Below are 16,545 nucleotides of genomic sequence, written 5' to 3'. Positions count from 1 at the left end.
ACGACATGGGACTCGAAGAAAAGCTGCCGAGCGGATTCCTGCTGACCACCGTCGAGCAGGCCGCGGGCTGGGTGCGCAAGGCGTCCGTCTTTCCGGCCACCTTCGGCCTCGCCTGCTGCGCCATCGAGATGATGACCACCGGTGCGGGCCGCTACGACCTGGCGCGCTTCGGCATGGAGGTCTTCCGCGGCTCGCCGCGCCAGGCCGACCTGATGATCGTCGCCGGCCGGGTCAGCCAGAAGATGGCGCCGGTGCTCAGGCAGGTCTACGACCAGATGCCGAACCCCAAGTGGGTGATCTCCATGGGGGTCTGCGCCTCCTCGGGCGGCATGTTCAACAACTACGCGATCGTGCAGGGCGTCGACCACATCGTCCCGGTCGACATCTACCTCCCCGGCTGCCCGCCACGGCCGGAGATGCTGATGGACGCCATTCTCAAGCTCCACCAGAAGATCCAGTCCTCCAAGCTCGGCGTGAACGCCGAGGAAGCGGCCCGCGAGGCGGAGGAGGCGGCGCTCAAGGCCCTGCCCACGATCGAGATGAAGGGGCTGCTGCGGTGAGCGACGTGAACGGAACCAACGGGGCGAACGGGTCCAACGGGGTCAACCCGGAGAAGGACCTCTCCGCCTCCAACCTCCCCGGCCAGCGCGGTCAGGGCGGCGAGGAGATCCGCGTCCAGCGCGGCATGTTCGGCCCCGACAAGGGCGGCGACACCTCCGGCTACGGCGGCCTGGTCCGCTCGGTCCGGCTCCCCGGACCGGCGAGCCGCCCCTACGGAGGCTGGTTCGACGAAGTCGCCGACGAACTCGAGGGCGCGCTGGAGGAGCAGGGCCTGCTGTCCGAGAACGCCATCGAGAAGACGGTCGTCGACCGCGGCGAACTCACCTTCCACGTCGAACGCGAACACCTGGTCCGCGTCGCCCGCACCCTGCGCGACGATCCGGCCCTGCGCTTCGAACTGTGCACCGGCGTCAGCGGTGTCCACTACCCGCACGACAAGGGCCGCGAGCTGCACGCCGTCTACCACCTGCGCTCGATCACCCACAACCGGCTGATCCGCCTCGAAGTCAGCGCCCCCGACGCCGACCCGCACATCCCGTCGCTCGTCTCCGTGTACCCGACGAACGACTGGCACGAGCGCGAGACGTACGACTTCTTCGGCATCGTCTTCGACGGTCACCCCGCCCTGACGCGGATCATGATGCCGGACGACTGGCAGGGCCACCCGCAGCGCAAGGACTACCCCCTCGGCGGCATCCCCGTCGAGTACAAGGGCGCCCAGATCCCGGCTCCGGACCAGCGGAGGTCGTACTCGTGAGCACGCAGTCAGCATCTGCCCGTGAGACCACCGAAGGCACCGTATATACGGTCACCGGTGGCGACTGGGACGAGGTCGTCGAGTCCGCGGCCCGCGCCGACGACGAGCGCATCGTCGTCAACATGGGTCCCCAGCACCCGTCCACCCACGGGGTGCTGCGCCTGATCCTGGAGATCGAGGGCGAGACCGTCACCGAGGCCCGCTGCGGCATCGGCTACCTGCACACCGGCATCGAGAAGAACCTCGAGTACCGGACCTGGACGCAGGGCACCACGTTCGTGACGCGCATGGACTACCTGACGTCCTTCTTCAACGAGACCGCTTACTGCCTCGCCGTCGAGAAGCTCCTCGGCATCGAGGATCAGATCACCGAGCGCGCCAAGATCATCCGGGTGCTCCTGATGGAGCTGAACCGGCTCTCCTCCCACCTGGTGTGCATCGCCACCGGCGGCATGGAACTCGGCGCCACCACGATCATGATCTACGGATTCCGTGATCGTGAAATGATTCTCGACATCTACGAGCTCATCACGGGCCTCAGGATGAACCACGCGTACATCCGCCCCGGCGGACTCGCCCAGGACCTGCCGCCCGGCGCGGTGGACCAGATCCGCGAGTTCGTGAAGAAGATGAAGAAGAACCTCCCGGAGTACGACAAGCTCGCCACCGGGAACCCCATCTTCAAGGCCCGTATGCAGGACATCGGCTATCTCGACCTGGCCGGCTGCATGGCCCTCGGCGCCACCGGCCCGATCCTGCGCTCCACCGGTCTGCCGCACGACCTGCGCAAGGCCCAGCCGTACTGCGACTACGAGACGTACGACTTCGAGATCCCGACCGCCGACACATGTGACTCCTACGGGCGCTTCCTGATCCGCCTGGAGGAGATGCGCCAGTCGCTCGGAATCGTCGAGCAGTGCCTCGACCGGCTCCAGCCCGGACCGGTCATGGTCGCCGACAAGAAGATCGCCTGGCCCGCCCAGCTCGCCCTGGGCCCCGACGGGCTCGGCAACTCCCTCGACCACATCAAGAAGATCATGGGTACCTCCATGGAGGCCCTGATCCACCACTTCAAGCTGGTGACCGAGGGCTTCCGCGTCCCGCCGGGACAGGCGTACGCGGCGGTCGAGTCGCCCAAGGGCGAGCTCGGCGTGCACGGCGTGTCCGACGGCGGCACCCGCCCCTTCCGGGTCCACTTCCGTGACCCGTCCTTCACCAACCTGCAGGCCATGGCGGCGATGTGCGAGGGCGGCCAGGTCGCCGACGTCATCGTGGCCGTGGCGTCCATCGACCCCGTGATGGGAGGCGTCGACCGGTGACCACCTCTTCTTCCGAGCGGGGCGTCAGCCTGGGCATGCCCGAACTGCCCGCGCCCGGCTACCCGGACGACGTTCGACAGCGGCTCGAAGGGGACGCGCGCGAGATCATCGCCCGCTACCCGGACTCCCGGTCCGCCCTCCTGCCGTTGCTGCACCTGGTGCAGTCGGAGGAGGGCCACGTCACGCGCACCGGGATGCGCTTCTGCGCGGACGTGCTCGGCCTGACCACGGCCGAGGTCACCGCGGTCGCCACCTTCTACACCATGTACCGGCGCAAGCCCAGCGGTGACTACCAGGTGGGCGTCTGCACCAACACCCTGTGCGCGGTGATGGGCGGCGACACGATCTTCGAGGAGCTCCAGGAGCACCTCGGCGTCGGCAACGGCGAGACCACCGACGACGGCAAGGTCACCCTGGAACACATCGAGTGCAACGCGGCCTGCGACTTCGCGCCGGTCGTGATGGTCAACTGGGAGTTCTTCGACAACCAGACCCCGGCGAGCGCCAAGCGCCTCGTCGACGACCTGCGCGCGGGGCGGGACGTCGAGCCGACGCGCGGCGCTCGGCTGTGCACCTTCAAGGAGACCGCGCGGATTCTGGCCGGCTTCCCCGACGAGCGGCCCGGGGCCGTCGAGGAGAGCGGCAGTGCGGGACCGGCGTCGCTGGTGGGCCTCCGCCTGGCCAGGGGAGAGGCCGCACCCGCGCGCGTGGTCCATCCGCGGGAGGGCGGCCCGCACGGCGAGCCGCAGGACAGGACAGTGCACCAACCGTCGCCGACTGAACACCTCAGCTCGCACGACGCGCCGCAGGAATCGTCCGCGTCCGACCCCGCCCACCCGGCAGGGCCTGTCGCCGAGGAGGGGGAGTGATGACGTTGGCACCCGAGCTGAAGGAAAACAGCCCCGAGAAGCTGCTCGCACCCGTGCTGTCGGCCTTCTGGGACGAGGACAGGTCCTGGTCGCTGGACGTCTACCGAAGGCACGAAGGATACGAGGGGCTCCGCAAGGCGCTCGCCATGTCGCCGGACGACCTGATCGCGTACGTCAAGGACTCCGGTCTGCGCGGGCGCGGCGGCGCGGGGTTCCCGACGGGAATGAAATGGCAGTTCATTCCCCAGGGTGATGGAAAACCGCACTATCTAGTTGTCAACGCCGACGAATCGGAGCCCGGGACCTGCAAGGACATCCCGCTCCTCTTCGCGAACCCGCACAGCCTCATCGAGGGCATCGTCATCGCGTGTTACGCCATCAGGTCTTCGCATGCCTTCATCTATCTGCGTGGTGAAGTCGTCCCCGTATTGCGGCGGTTGCACGAGGCCGTGCGCGAGGCCTACGCGGCGGGTTACCTCGGCGAGAACATCCTGGGCAGCGGACTCGACCTCGAACTCACCGTGCACGCCGGCGCCGGCGCGTACATCTGCGGTGAGGAGACCGCGCTGCTCGACTCGCTCGAAGGCCGCCGTGGTCAACCGCGGCTGCGTCCCCCCTTCCCTGCGGTGGCAGGTCTCTACGCCTGCCCGACTGTTGTGAACAACGTCGAGTCGATCGCGTCGGTTCCCGCGATCCTGCATCGGGGCAAGGACTGGTTCCGGTCGATGGGCAGCGAGAAGTCCCCGGGCTTCACGCTCTACTCGCTCAGCGGCCATGTCGCGAGCCCCGGCCAGTACGAGGCCCCGCTCGGCATCACCCTGCGCCAGCTTTTGGACATGAGCGGCGGGATGCGCCCCGGTCACCGCCTGAAGTTCTGGACGCCGGGCGGCTCCTCGACGCCGATGTTCACCGACGAGCACCTCGACGTCCCTCTCGACTACGAAGGAGTGGGCGCCGCGGGTTCCATGCTCGGCACCAAGGCCCTGCAGTGCTTCGACGAGACGACGTGCGTCGTACGCGCCGTCACCCGCTGGACCGAGTTCTACGCCCACGAGTCCTGCGGCAAGTGCACGCCCTGCCGCGAAGGCACGTACTGGCTCGTGCAGTTGCTGCGCGACATCGAGGCCGGCAAGGGCGTCATGAGCGACCTCGACAAGTTGAACGACATCGCCGACAACATCAACGGCAAGTCCTTCTGTGCCCTCGGCGACGGTGCCGCCTCGCCGATCTTCTCCTCTCTGAAGTACTTCCGCGAGGAGTACGAGCAGCACATCACGGGCCGCGGCTGCCCCTTCGACCCGGCCAAGTCGACGGCCTGGGCCGACCACCGCACGGAGGTGAACGCATGACCGTGACCACGAGCGCTCCCTCCGGGGGCGGGGAGGCGGCGGTCCCGCCGGAAGATCTCGTCTCGCTGACCATCGACGGCGCCGAGATCAGCGTGCCCAAGGGCACCCTGGTCATCCGGGCCGCCGAGCAGCTCGGCATCGAGATCCCCCGCTTCTGCGACCACCCGCTCCTCGACCCCGCCGGCGCCTGCCGCCAGTGCATCGTCGAGGTCGAGGGCCAGCGCAAGCCGATGGCCTCCTGCACGATCACCTGCACCGACGGCATGGTCGTGAAGACCCACCTCACCTCGCCGGTCGCGGAGAAGGCCCAGAAGGGTGTGATGGAGCTCCTGCTCATCAACCACCCGCTGGACTGCCCGGTCTGCGACAAGGGCGGCGAGTGCCCGCTGCAGAACCAGGCCATGTCGCACGGGCACGCCGAGTCCCGCTTCGAGGGGAGGAAGCGGACGTACGAGAAGCCGGTCCCCATCTCCACGCAGGTGCTGCTCGACCGCGAGCGGTGCGTGCTGTGCGCCCGCTGCACCCGGTTCTCCAACCAGGTCGCGGGCGACCCGATGATCGAGCTGGTCGAGCGCGGCGCGCTGCAGCAGGTCGGCACCGGCGAGGGCGACCCCTTCGAGTCGTACTTCTCCGGCAACACCATTCAGATCTGCCCGGTCGGCGCGCTCACCTCGGCGGCGTACCGGTTCCGTTCGCGCCCCTTCGACCTGGTCTCCTCGCCGTCGGTGTGCGAGCACTGCTCCGGTGGCTGCGCGACGCGCACGGACCACCGGCGGGGCAAGGTCATGCGGCGGCTCGCGGCCGACGACCCCGAGGTCAACGAGGAGTGGATCTGCGACAAGGGGCGGTTCGCGTTCCGGTACGCCCAGCAGCGCGACCGGCTCCAGACACCGCTCGTGCGCAACGCCGAGGGCGACCTCGAACCGGCCTCGTGGCCGGAGGCGCTGCAGATCGCGGCCCAGGGGCTGCTCGCCTCCCGCGGCCGCACCGGTGTCCTCACCGGCGGCCGGCTGACCATCGAGGACGCCTACGCGTACAGCAAGTTCGCGCGCGTGGCGCTCGACACCAACGACATCGACTTCCGCGCGCGCGTGCACAGCGGTGAGGAAGCCGACTTCCTCGCCGCCCGGGTCGCCGGTCACGGCCGCGACCTCGACGGTACGGGCGTGACGTACACCGCCTTGGAGAAGGCCCCGGCCGTCCTGTTGATCGGGTTCGAGGCGGAGGAGGAGGCACCCGGCGTCTTCCTGCGGCTGCGCAAGGCATGGCGCAAGCACGGGCAGCGGGTCTTCTCGCTCGCCACGCACGCCACGCGCGGTCTGCACAAGGCGGGCGGCACGCTGCTGCCGGCCGCCCCCGGAACCGAGACCGAGTGGCTGGACGCGCTCGCGAGTGGGGTCGGCCTGGACGAGGCCGGTCAGAGGGCCGCCGAGGCGCTGCGCGCCGAGGGCGCGGTGATCGTCGTCGGTGAGCGGCTGGCCGCCATGGCGGGCGGACTGACCGCCGTCGTACGGGCCACGTCCACGACCGGCGCCCAGCTGGTGTGGATTCCGCGGCGGGCCGGCGAGCGTGCCGCGGTCGAGGTGGGCGCCCTGCCGTCGCTGCTGCCCGGCGGACGCCCGGCGACCGACCCGCGCGCGCGTGAGGAGGTCGCAGCCGTCTGGGGTGTGGCCGAACTGCCGCACCGGTACGGCCGGGACACCGGCCAGATCATCGAGTCGGCCGTTTCCGGGGAACTTCAGGCGCTGCTGGTCGCGGGCGTCGAGGTCGCCGACCTGCCGGATCCGGCACGCGCGCGTGAGGCGCTCGCCGAGGTCGGCTTCGTGGTGTCGCTGGAACTGCGGCCGAGCGAGGTGACCGAACTCGCCGATGTCGTGCTGCCCGTCGCCGCGGTCGCTGAGAAGGCCGGCACCTTCCTCAACTGGGAGGGCAGGGTCCGCTTCTTCGAGGCCGCACTCAAGCCCGACCAGATGACCCGCCGCCTCGCCCCGACCGACGCGCGCGTGCTGCAGATGCTGGCCGACGCCATGGACGTCCACCTGGGCCTGCCGGATCTGCGCACCACGCGCGCGGAGATCGACCGGCTCGGCTCCTGGGACGGACCGCGGGCGACCGGCCCGATGGAGAGCGCCGCCCAGCTGCCGCGGCCGGCTGCCGGTGAGGCCGTACTGGCCGGACACCGTCTGCTGCTCGACCGAGGTCTCCTCCAGGAGGGCGACGAGGCGCTCGCCGGCACCCGGCACGCCGCCCACGCGCGCTTGTCGTCCGCCACGGCCGCCGAAGCCGGCGTCAAGGACGGCGACGTGCTGGCCGTGACCGGCCCCGCGGGAGTCGTCGAACTGCCGCTCCAGATCACGGAGATGCCCGACCGTGTGGTCTGGCTCCCGCTGAACTCCGTGGGCCGGGGCGTCGCCTCCGACACCGGTGCGCTGCCCGGCTCACTCGTCCGCATCGGCCCGGCGACCCTCGCGACCGCGGCCCCCGAGGAGGTGGAGGCATGAGCCCTTTCCTCGCCGCTGAAGACCTCTCGATGTTCGGCCGCGACCCCTGGTGGCTGGTCGTCATCAAGGCGGTGTTCTGCTTCGCCTTCCTGATGGTGACCGTGCTGTTCTCCATCGTCTGGGAGCGCAAGGTCGTCGCCTGGATGCAGCTGCGCATCGGCCCCAACCGGCACGGCCCCTGGGGCATGCTCCAGTCGCTCGCCGACGGCATCAAGCTGATGCTCAAGGAAGACGTCATCGTCAAGCGCGCGGACAAGGTCGTCTACGTCCTCGCACCGATCGTGGCGGCCATCCCGGCCTTCATGGCGATCGCGGTGATCCCCTTCGGTCCGGCCGGCAACGAGATCTCGATCTTCGGCCAGCGCACCACGATGCAGCTCACCGACCTGCCGATCGCGATGCTCTACATCCTCGCGGTCGCCTCGGTCGGCATCTACGGCATCGTGCTGGCGGGTTGGAGTTCCGGATCCACCTATCCGCTGCTCGGCGGGCTGCGTTCCTGCGCGCAGATGATCTCGTACGAGATCGCCATGGGCGCCGCCTTCGCCTCGGTGTTCCTCTACTCCGGGTCGATGTCGACCTCCGCGATCGTCGAGGCGCAGCAGGACCGCTGGTACATCGTCCTGCTGCCGGTGTCCTTCCTGATCTACATCGTGACGATGGTCGGCGAGACCAACCGCGCCCCGTTCGACATGCCGGAGTCGGAGGGCGACCTGGTCGGCGGTTTCAACACCGAGTACTCCTCGATCAAGTTCGCGATGTTCATGCTCGCCGAGTACGTGAACATGGTGACGGTCTCGGCCGTGTCGGTGACGCTCTTCCTGGGCGGCTGGCGGGCCCCGTACCCGATCAGCGCCTTCTGGGAGGGCGCCAACCACGGCTGGTGGCCGCTGCTCTGGTTCGTGATCAAGGTGCAGCTGCTGTTGTTCTTCTTCATCTGGCTGCGCGGCACACTCCCGCGGGTCCGCTACGACCAGCTCATGAAACTCGGCTGGAAGGTCCTCATCCCGGTCTCCGTGGTGTGGCTGATGCTCGTCGCGACCGTACGGACGCTGCGCAACGAGAACTACGAGTTCGCCGACATCGCCCTCTACGTCGGTGGCGGCGTCCTCGCGCTGCTGATCCTCTCCTTCATCGCGGACATGTTCCGCGATCGGACGAAGGCGGCCGCGGAGTCCGCCGAGGAACCCGCCGCCTTCGACGCGATGGCGGGCGGGTTCCCCGTACCTCCCCTGCCCGGACAAGAACTTCCGCCGGTGCCCCGGCGCCGCTCGCGTCGTGAGCGGGAGTTGATTGTCAGTGGCGGGCCCGATACTGCGAGTGACGGATCTCTGGATGGAAAGGAGGCGTCCGATGGCTGAGGAGCCCAAGGAGACCAAGCCCGGTTTCCTGAACCCCGTGGCCGGCTTCGGCGTGACCTTCAAGGCCATGTTCAAGAAGCGGCTGACCGAGCAGTACCCGGAGCAGCAGAAGACCACCGCTCCGCGCTTCCACGGACGGCACCAGCTCAACCGCCATCCGGACGGCCTGGAGAAGTGCGTCGGCTGTGAGCTGTGCGCCTGGGCCTGCCCCGCCGACGCCATCTACGTGGAGGGCGCCGACAACACCGACGAGGAGCGCTACTCGCCGGGCGAGCGGTACGGCCGCGTGTACCAGATCAACTACGCCCGCTGCATCCTGTGCGGTCTGTGCATCGAGGCCTGCCCCACGCGCGCGCTGACGATGACCAACGAGTTCGAGCTCGCGGACTCCAGCCGCGCCAACCTCATCTACACCAAGGAGCAGCTGCTCGCGGGGCTGGAGGACGGCATGGTCGACACGCCCCACGCCATCTACCCCGGCACCGACGAACAGGACTACTACCGGGGTCTGGTGACGGAGGCCGCGCCCGGCACGACCCAACAGGTCGCGCTGTCCAAGGGCGAGGTCCCGCAGGAGGCCGAGTCGACGTTCGGAGAGGAAGAACCGGCGTCGGAGAAGGTGATCGGCCGATGACCGAGCAACTCGCCGCCTACTCCACCTCGACCGGCGAGGCCGTCCAGTTCTGGATCCTCGGCACCGTCGCCGTCATCGGCGCCCTGTGCACCGTCTTCATGAAGAGGGCCGTGCACAGCGCGCTCAGCCTCGCCGGGACCATGATCATCCTGGCGGTGTTCTATCTCGCCAACGGCGCCTACTTCCTGGGCGTCGTGCAGATCATCGTCTACACCGGCGCGATCATGATGCTGTTCCTGTTCGTGGTGATGCTCGTCGGCGTCACGGCCGCGGACTCCCTGAAGGAGACCATCAAGGGCCAGCGCTGGCTGGCCCTTCTCTGTGGGCTCGGCTTCGGCGTCCTGCTCGTCGGAGGCATCGGGAACGCCTCCCTGGCCGAGTTCAACGGCCTCGCCCAGGCGAACGCGAACGGCAATGTCGAGGGTCTCGCGGCCCTGCTGTTCACCAAGTACGTCTTCGCGTTCGAGATCACCGGCGCCCTGCTGATCACGGCCGCCGTCGGCGCCATGGTGCTCACCCACCGCGAGCGCACCGAGCGCGCCAAGACGCAGCGCGAGCTGGCCGAGCAGCGCGTCCGCGAGGGCAAGCACGTACCCCCGCTGCCCGCGCCCGGCGTGTACGCCCGGCACAACGCGGTGGACATCGCGGGTCTGCTGCCCGACGGCACCGCCTCGGACCTCACGGTCAGCAAGACGCTGCGCGAGCGCGGCCAGATCCGGGACGTGTCCACCGAGGCACTCAACGACCTGCGGGCGCTGGAGCAGCGCGCGGAGGAACGTCTGGAGCGGACCGCGATCGAGCCGTCGACCTTCAAGCGGCCGGAGGAGGCGTCCAAGTGAACCCGGTCAACTACCTCTACCTTGCCGCCCTGTTGTTCACGATCGGCGCGACCGGCGTGCTGATCAGGCGCAACGCCATCGTCGTCTTCATGTGCATCGAGCTGATGCTCAACGCCTGCAACCTCGCGCTCGTCGCCTTCTCCCGGATGCACGGCAATCTCGACGGCCAGATCATCGCCTTCTTCACGATGGTCGTCGCCGCCGCGGAGGTCGTCGTCGGGCTCGCGATCATCGTGTCGCTGTTCCGTTCCCGCCACTCGGCCTCGGTCGACGACGCCAGCCTGATGAAGCTCTGAGGGGTCGGAAGAATCGTGGAGAACCTGATTGCGCTGCTGGTCGCGGCGCCATTGCTCGGAGCGGCCGTACTGCTGTGCGGTGGCCGGCGTCTCGACGCCGTCGGCCACTGGATCGGCACGCTCCTGTCGTTCGTCTCCTTCGCCTTCGGTGTGGTCCTCTTCGCCGACCTGCTCGGCAAGGACGCCGCGGACCGAACCCTGACGAGCCATCTGTTCAGCTGGATCCCGGTCGAGGGCTTCCAGGCGGACATCGCCTTCCGCCTCGACCAGCTGTCGATGACGTTCGTGCTGCTGATCACGGGCGTCGGCTCGCTGATCCACCTGTACTCGGTCGGGTACATGGAGCACGACGAGCGGCGCCGCCGCTTCTTCGGCTATCTGAACCTGTTCCTCGCGGCGATGCTGCTGCTCGTCCTCGCCGACAACTACCTCCTGCTGTACGTCGGCTGGGAGGGCGTGGGCCTCGCCTCCTACCTCCTCATCGGCTTCTGGCAGCACAAGCCCAGCGCCGCCACCGCCGCGAAGAAGGCCTTCCTGGTCAACCGCGTCGGCGACATGGGCCTGTCGATCGCGATCATGCTGATGTTCCTGTGGTTCGGCACCTTCGCCTTCGGGCCGGTGCTCGGCACCCATGGAGAGGCCGGCCTGGTCGGCGACGCCAACGAGGGCAAGCTCACCGCCATCGGCCTGATGCTGCTGCTCGCCGCCTGCGGCAAGTCGGCCCAGGTACCGCTGCAGTCCTGGCTCGGGGACGCGATGGAGGGCCCGACCCCGGTCTCGGCCCTCATCCACGCCGCGACGATGGTGACCGCGGGCGTCTACCTGATCGTCCGCTCCGCCAACATCTTCAACGCCGCCCCGGACGCGCAGCTGGTCGTCACCATCGTCGGTGCCGTCACGCTCCTCTTCGGTGCGATCGTCGGTTGCGCGAAGGACGACATCAAGAAGGCGCTGGCCGGCTCGACCATGTCGCAGATCGGCTACATGGTGCTGGCCGCCGGGCTCGGCCCCATCGGCTACGTCTTCGCGATCATGCACCTGGTGACGCACGGCTTCTTCAAGGCCGGGCTGTTCCTCGGCGCCGGTTCGGTCATGCACGGCATGAACGACGAGGTCGACATGCGCAAGTACGGCGGCCTGCGCAAGTACATGCCGGTCACCTTCGTCACCTTCGGTCTCGGCTACCTCGCCATCATCGGCTTCCCCGGACTGTCAGGCTTCTTCTCCAAGGACAAGATCATCGAGGCCGCGTTCGCCAAGGGCGGCACGGAGGGCTGGATCCTCGGCGGATGCGCGCTGCTGGGCGCCGCCATCACGGCGTACTACATGACCCGCGTGATGCTGATGACGTTCTTCGGAGAGGAGCGCTGGCGCCACGCCCCGACCGCTTCCCCGGCCGAGCCCGGTGCGGAGCCGGCCGCCGAGACGCGCGGCGAGCACGCGGAGCCGCACCCGCACGAGTCGCCCAGGGTCATGACGATCCCGATGATCGTGCTGGCCGTCGGGTCGGTGGCGGGCGGTGCGTTCTTCAGCATCGGCGACCGCTTCGTGCACTGGCTGGAGCCCATCACCGGGCACTCCCACGGACACCCGCCGATCAGCGCGGCAGTGGTCACCAGCGCGACCGTGGCGTGCATGGTCATCGGCGTCGCCATCGCCTACGCCCAGTACGGCCGCCGCCCGGTCCCGGTCGTCGCCCCGCGCGGATCGCTGCTCACCCGGGCCGCCCGGCGCGATCTGCTCCAGGACGACTTCAACCATGTCGTCCTGGTGCGTGGCGGCGAGCACCTCACCCGCTCCCTGGTGTACGTCGACCACACCCTGGTCGACGGCGTCGTCAACGGCACGGCGGCCTCCATGGGCGGTCTGTCCGGACGGATGCGCAGGCTGCAGAACGGCTTCGCGCGGTCGTACGCGGTCTCGATGTTCGGCGGTGCGGCGATCCTCATCGCCGCGACCCTGCTGATGAGGGCGGTCTGATACCGATGTCCTTTCCCCTGCTGACAGCCACGGCGGTGCTCCCGGCGATCGGGGCGATCGCCACGGCCGCCGTACCGGCCGCGCGGCGCACCGTCGCCAAGTGGCTGGCGCTGCTCTTCTCGCTGGCCACACTCGCCCTCGCGATCGCCGTCCTGGTCCGCTTCGACCCCGACGGGGACCGCTACCAGCTCACGGAATCCCATGCCTGGATCGCGGACTTCGGCGTCCGCTACGAACTGGGCGTGGACGGCATCGCGGTGGCGCTCATCGCGCTGACGGCGCTGCTGATCCCGTTCATCGTCCTCGCGGGCTGGCACGACGCCGACCCGCTGGAGACCGGCAGCAGTCGCTGGCGGCCGACGCAGGGCTTCTTCGCCCTGATCCTGGCCGTCGAGGCGATGGTGATCCTCTCCTTCGAGGCCACCGACGTCTTCCTGTTCTACATCTTCTTCGAAGCCATGCTCATCCCGATGTACTTCCTCATCGGCGGCTTCGGGGACCGCGCCCACGAGCACGGCGAGAAGGTGGCGTCGACGCAACGCTCGTACGCCGCCGTGAAGTTCCTGCTCTACAACCTGGTCGGCGGTCTGATCATGCTGGCCGCGGTGATCGGCCTCTACGTGGTCGCCGGGAACTTCAGTCTCCAGGAGATCGCCGAGGCCCGGGCCAACGGCTCGCTCGACATGGCGACGAACACCGAACGCTGGCTGTTCCTCGGCTTCTTCTTCGCCTTCGCGGTGAAGGCGCCGCTGTGGCCGCTGCACACCTGGCTGCCCAACGCCATGGGGGAGGCCACCGCACCGGTCGCCGTCCTCATCACCGCGGTAGTCGACAAGGTGGGCACCTTCGCGATGCTCCGCTTCTGCCTCCAACTGTTCCCGGAGGCGAGCAAGTGGGCGACGCCCGCGATCCTCGTCCTGGCGGTGATCAGCATCATCTACGGGGCGCTGCTCGCGGTCGGCCAGCGGGACATGAAGCGCCTGATCGCGTACGCGTCGATCTCGCACTTCGGCTTCATCATCATGGGCATCTTCGCCATGACCAGCCAGGGGCAGTCCGGCGCGACGCTGTACATGGTCAACCACGGCATCTCCACGGCCGCGCTGATGCTGGTCGCGGGTTTCCTGATCTCCCGGCGCGGCTCGCGGCTCATCGCCGACTACGGCGGTGTGCAGAAGGTGGCGCCGGTGCTGGCCGGCACCTTCCTGATCGGCGGCCTCGCGACCCTGTCGCTGCCGGGGCTGGCGCCCTTCGTGAGTGAGTTCCTGGTACTCGTCGGCACGTTCACGCGCTACCCGGTGATCGGCATCATCGCCACCTTCGGCATCGTGCTCGCCGCGCTCTACACCCTGGTCCTCTACCAGCGGACGATGACGGGCCCGGTGAAGGAGGAGGTCTCCGCGATGCCCGACCTCAGGGTGCGCGAGCTCGTCGTCGTCGCCCCGCTGGTCGCACTGCTGATCTTCCTGGGCGTCTACCCGAAGCCCGTCACGGACATCGTCAACCCGGCGGTCAAGCAGACCATGTCCGACGTACAGAAGAAGGACCCCCAGCCCGAGGTGGAGGCGGCCAAGTGAGCGCATCAGCCGTCCACAGCCTGTGGACAACCGCGGCCGACCCGATCTCGAAGATCGACGCGCCGAAGATCGAGTACGGACAGCTGTCGCCCACCCTGATCGTCGTCGGTGCGGCGATCATCGGGGTGCTGATCGAGGCCGTCGTCCCGCGCAAGGCCCGTTACCACGTACAGGTGTTCGTCTCCGGCGTGGCGCTCGTCGCCGCCTTCGCCGCGGTGGTGGCGTTGGCAGCCCGGGGGTACGCCACGACCAAGTCGGGTATCGCCGCGATGGGCGCGATCGCCGTCGACGGTCCAGCCCTGTTCCTGCAGGGGACGATCCTGCTGGCGGCCCTGGTCGGCCTGTTCACCTTCGCCGAACGGCGACTCGACCCGGCGGCGCACGGCAGCCGGGTCGACTCCTTCGCCGCGCAGGCCGCGTCCGTGCCGGGCAGCGAAAGTGAGAAGGCCGCCGTCAAGGCCGGGTTCACCACCACCGAGGTGTTCCCGCTGCTGATGTTCGCGGTCGCCGGCATGCTGGTCTTCCCGGCGGCCAACGACCTGCTGACGCTGTTCATCGCCCTGGAAGTGTTCTCGCTCCCGCTGTACCTCATGTGCGCGCTGGCCCGACGCAAGCGGCTGATGTCGCAGGAGGCCGCGGTCAAGTACTTCCTGCTGGGTGCCTTCGCCTCCGCGTTCACCCTGTTCGGAATCGCGCTGCTGTACGGCTACGCGGGTTCGGTGTCGTACGCGACGATCGCGCAGGTCGTCGACGGCACGGTCCCGGACGTCAGCCCGGCGCTCGCGGACACCATGGGCAACGACGCGCTGCTGCTGATCGGTGCCGCCATGATCGTCATGGGCCTGCTGTTCAAGGTGGGCGCGGTGCCGTTCCACATGTGGACGCCGGACGTCTACCAGGGTGCGCCGACGCCGGTGACCGGGTTCATGGCGGCGGCGACGAAGGTGGCCGCCTTCGGCGCGCTGCTGCGGATCCTGTACGTCGTGCTGCCCGGCCTGCGCTGGGACTGGCGGCCGGTCATGTGGGGCGTCGCCATCGTCACCATGCTGGGTGGTGCGATCGTCGCGATCACGCAGACCGACATCAAGCGGCTGCTGGCCTACTCGTCGATCGCGCACGCCGGCTTCATCCTCGCGGGTGTCATCGCGTCCACGCCGTCCGGAGTGTCGTCGGTCCTGTTCTACCTGGCGGCGTACTCGTTCGTGACGATCGGGGCGTTCGCGGTCGTCACGCTCGTACGGGATGCGGGTGGCGAGGCGACGCACCTGTCCAAGTGGGCGGGCCTCGGCCGACGCTCGCCCCTGGTGGCGGCCGTGTTCGCGGTGTTCCTGCTGGCCTTCGCCGGCATTCCGCTGACCTCCGGCTTCGCCGGGAAGTTCGCCGTGTTCAAGGCGGCGGCGGAAGGCGGGGCGGGCCCGCTGGTGGTGGTCGGTGTGATCTCGTCGGCGATCGCGGCGTTCTTCTACATCCGCGTCATCGTCCTGATGTTCTTCAGCGAGCCGAAGCCGGAGGGGCCGACGGTCGCGGTGCCGTCGCCGCTGACCATGACGGCGATCGGGGTCGGTGTGGCGGTCACGCTGGTGCTGGGCGTGGCGCCGCAGTACTTCCTGGATCTGGCGAGTACGGCGGGCGTTTTCGTCCGCTGACGCGGCGCTTTGCCTGCGGGGCAGCGGCCCGGCCTCCCTTCGAGGGGTGCCGGGCCGCTGTCACGTGTGACGGGCTACTGGTCCTTGTCCCGACGCGTCCTGATCTGGGTGAGGTCGAGGTCCACAGGGAAGGGAGCCTCCAGCTTCATCCGCTCCCGGAAGATCCCCACGCTGGTGTACGCACGGGTGGTCGGCTCCAGCTCGAAGGCGTGGACGTCCGCACGGCCCTTCTCGTTCTCCACCCGCCAGTAGTGGGGGATCTTCGCGCGGGCGTACTTCAGCGGCTTCGTCTCACGGTCCCGGGAAACCGAGTCCGCCGAGACGACCTCGATCGCGAGGAGGACCGCCTCGGCCGGGAATCGCGTCTGCTCCGAGTCCTCCACGACGTCCCCGCTCACGACGATCACGTCCGGCTCCGGCCGGTTCTGCCGGTCGATGTCGATGGTGAACTCGCGGATGACCTCGAACTCTGCGGGCGCCAGGGACTGGAGCTGCCACTTGAAGAAATCAACCGCACGCTCGTGAAAAAGGGTCTGCGGACTTACGAAGACCAGGCTCCCGTCGATCAGTTCCGTGTGCGGAGGCAGATTCGGGAGGCGGTCAAGGTCGTCGGCGGTCCAGCCGCCTTCCGGCGGGGTCGGCCAAACGGGCGTGGACGCCTTCGGTGCGACGCTCATCAGTGCTCCCATGGGACGGAGGCTCGCCGGTCCACTCAGACCCTCCGCCGGAAACCGGGCAGGTCTGATGCGAACGTGTGAACGACGGTCGGGTCCTTGACGCAGGGCTCGCGGAGCGGCCTGTGGATAACTCCGGTGCTGTCGGTGGCGGCCCCTATCGTGGATGCAGTGGTCGAGGG

General features: G+C 68.7%; 14 protein-coding genes. 13 read left to right on the top strand and 1 reads right to left on the bottom strand.

What is annotated here, in order from left to right; genetic code table 11:
- The first annotated feature begins 5 nt into the window (after window positions 1-5).
- Genes ACFYNL_RS32775 through nuoN form a run of 13 tightly spaced genes read left to right on the top strand, consistent with a single transcriptional unit; the run spans window position 6 to window position 15,689 of the window.
- Window positions 6-560, top strand: coding sequence for an NADH-quinone oxidoreductase subunit B family protein (locus tag ACFYNL_RS32775; protein WP_007383964.1), 555 nt, complete (start codon window positions 6-8; stop codon window positions 558-560).
- Window positions 557-1,318, top strand: a complete 762-nt coding sequence (locus ACFYNL_RS32770; protein ID WP_388809856.1) for an NADH-quinone oxidoreductase subunit C — start codon at window positions 557-559, stop codon at window positions 1,316-1,318. The genes ACFYNL_RS32775 and ACFYNL_RS32770 overlap by 4 nt, the downstream gene beginning before the upstream one ends.
- The gene (locus ACFYNL_RS32765) at window positions 1,315-2,637 is read left to right on the top strand and encodes an NADH-quinone oxidoreductase subunit D (RefSeq protein WP_388809853.1); all 1,323 of its coding nucleotides are present in this window, start codon (window positions 1,315-1,317) and stop codon (window positions 2,635-2,637) included. The genes ACFYNL_RS32770 and ACFYNL_RS32765 overlap by 4 nt, the downstream gene beginning before the upstream one ends.
- On the top strand, window positions 2,634-3,506 hold the full coding sequence (gene nuoE / locus ACFYNL_RS32760) for an NADH-quinone oxidoreductase subunit NuoE (protein ID WP_388809851.1): 873 nt from the start codon (window positions 2,634-2,636) through the stop codon (window positions 3,504-3,506). The genes ACFYNL_RS32765 and nuoE overlap by 4 nt, the downstream gene beginning before the upstream one ends.
- The gene (gene nuoF, locus ACFYNL_RS32755) at window positions 3,506-4,855 is read left to right on the top strand and encodes an NADH-quinone oxidoreductase subunit NuoF (RefSeq protein WP_388809849.1); all 1,350 of its coding nucleotides are present in this window, start codon (window positions 3,506-3,508) and stop codon (window positions 4,853-4,855) included. Before nuoE ends, nuoF begins: the two co-directional genes overlap by 1 nt.
- Window positions 4,852-7,356: an NADH-quinone oxidoreductase subunit G gene (locus ACFYNL_RS32750; protein ID WP_388809847.1), complete on the top strand. Its 2,505-nt coding sequence runs from the start codon at window positions 4,852-4,854 to the stop codon at window positions 7,354-7,356. The genes nuoF and ACFYNL_RS32750 overlap by 4 nt, the downstream gene beginning before the upstream one ends.
- Window positions 7,353-8,717 carry an NADH-quinone oxidoreductase subunit NuoH gene (gene nuoH / locus ACFYNL_RS32745; protein ID WP_388809844.1) on the top strand — a complete coding sequence of 455 codons (1,365 nt, stop codon included), beginning with the start codon at window positions 7,353-7,355 and terminating at the stop codon, window positions 8,715-8,717. Before ACFYNL_RS32750 ends, nuoH begins: the two co-directional genes overlap by 4 nt.
- Window positions 8,710-9,351 carry an NADH-quinone oxidoreductase subunit NuoI gene (gene nuoI / locus ACFYNL_RS32740; RefSeq protein ID WP_388809842.1) on the top strand — a complete coding sequence of 214 codons (642 nt, stop codon included), beginning with the start codon at window positions 8,710-8,712 and terminating at the stop codon, window positions 9,349-9,351. Before nuoH ends, nuoI begins: the two co-directional genes overlap by 8 nt.
- Window positions 9,348-10,190 (top strand): NADH-quinone oxidoreductase subunit J, encoded by an 843-nt coding sequence (locus tag ACFYNL_RS32735; protein WP_388809840.1) that lies wholly within the window; start codon window positions 9,348-9,350, stop codon window positions 10,188-10,190. The genes nuoI and ACFYNL_RS32735 overlap by 4 nt, the downstream gene beginning before the upstream one ends.
- Window positions 10,187-10,486, top strand: coding sequence for an NADH-quinone oxidoreductase subunit NuoK (gene nuoK, locus ACFYNL_RS32730; RefSeq protein WP_019756142.1), 300 nt, complete (start codon window positions 10,187-10,189; stop codon window positions 10,484-10,486). Before ACFYNL_RS32735 ends, nuoK begins: the two co-directional genes overlap by 4 nt.
- A gap of 15 nt (window positions 10,487-10,501) precedes the next feature.
- Window positions 10,502-12,466 carry an NADH-quinone oxidoreductase subunit L gene (nuoL, locus tag ACFYNL_RS32725; protein ID WP_388809837.1) on the top strand — a complete coding sequence of 655 codons (1,965 nt, stop codon included), beginning with the start codon at window positions 10,502-10,504 and terminating at the stop codon, window positions 12,464-12,466.
- A 5-nt stretch (window positions 12,467-12,471) separates the two neighbouring features.
- The gene (locus ACFYNL_RS32720; protein WP_388809834.1) at window positions 12,472-14,043 is read left to right on the top strand and encodes an NADH-quinone oxidoreductase subunit M; all 1,572 of its coding nucleotides are present in this window, start codon (window positions 12,472-12,474) and stop codon (window positions 14,041-14,043) included.
- Window positions 14,040-15,689 (top strand): NADH-quinone oxidoreductase subunit NuoN, encoded by a 1,650-nt coding sequence (nuoN, locus tag ACFYNL_RS32715; protein ID WP_388809831.1) that lies wholly within the window; start codon window positions 14,040-14,042, stop codon window positions 15,687-15,689. The genes ACFYNL_RS32720 and nuoN overlap by 4 nt, the downstream gene beginning before the upstream one ends.
- Before the next feature lie 74 nt (window positions 15,690-15,763).
- Here nuoN and ACFYNL_RS32710 read toward each other — a convergent pair whose 3' ends face one another.
- Entirely contained in the window at window positions 15,764-16,366 is a 603-nt protein-coding gene (locus ACFYNL_RS32710) for a Uma2 family endonuclease (protein ID WP_388809829.1), read from the bottom strand.
- Window positions 16,367-16,545: the final 179 nt, after the last annotated feature.

The sequence above is a fragment of the Streptomyces sp. NPDC007808 genome, assembly GCF_042868655.1.
Taxonomy (GTDB): Bacteria; Actinomycetota; Actinomycetes; order Streptomycetales; family Streptomycetaceae; genus Streptomyces.
This window is presented reverse-complemented; position numbering and strand designations above follow the sequence as displayed.

Excerpts from the sequence above, each read along its gene's own strand:
- ACFYNL_RS32720 (WP_388809834.1), top strand. The coding sequence starts at position 12,472 with ATGTCCTTTCCCCTGCTGACAGCCACGGCGGTGCTCCCGGCGATCGGG.
- nuoI (WP_388809842.1), top strand. The coding sequence starts at position 8,710 with ATGGCTGAGGAGCCCAAGGAGACCAAGCCCGGTTTCCTGAACCCCGTG.
- ACFYNL_RS32710 (WP_388809829.1), bottom strand. The coding sequence starts at position 16,366 with ATGAGCGTCGCACCGAAGGCGTCCACGCCCGTTTGGCCGACCCCGCCG.
- ACFYNL_RS32750 (WP_388809847.1), top strand. The coding sequence starts at position 4,852 with ATGACCGTGACCACGAGCGCTCCCTCCGGGGGCGGGGAGGCGGCGGTC.
- nuoF (WP_388809849.1), top strand. The coding sequence starts at position 3,506 with ATGACGTTGGCACCCGAGCTGAAGGAAAACAGCCCCGAGAAGCTGCTC.
- ACFYNL_RS32775 (WP_007383964.1), top strand. The coding sequence starts at position 6 with ATGGGACTCGAAGAAAAGCTGCCGAGCGGATTCCTGCTGACCACCGTC.
- nuoH (WP_388809844.1), top strand. The coding sequence starts at position 7,353 with ATGAGCCCTTTCCTCGCCGCTGAAGACCTCTCGATGTTCGGCCGCGAC.
- ACFYNL_RS32735 (WP_388809840.1), top strand. The coding sequence starts at position 9,348 with ATGACCGAGCAACTCGCCGCCTACTCCACCTCGACCGGCGAGGCCGTC.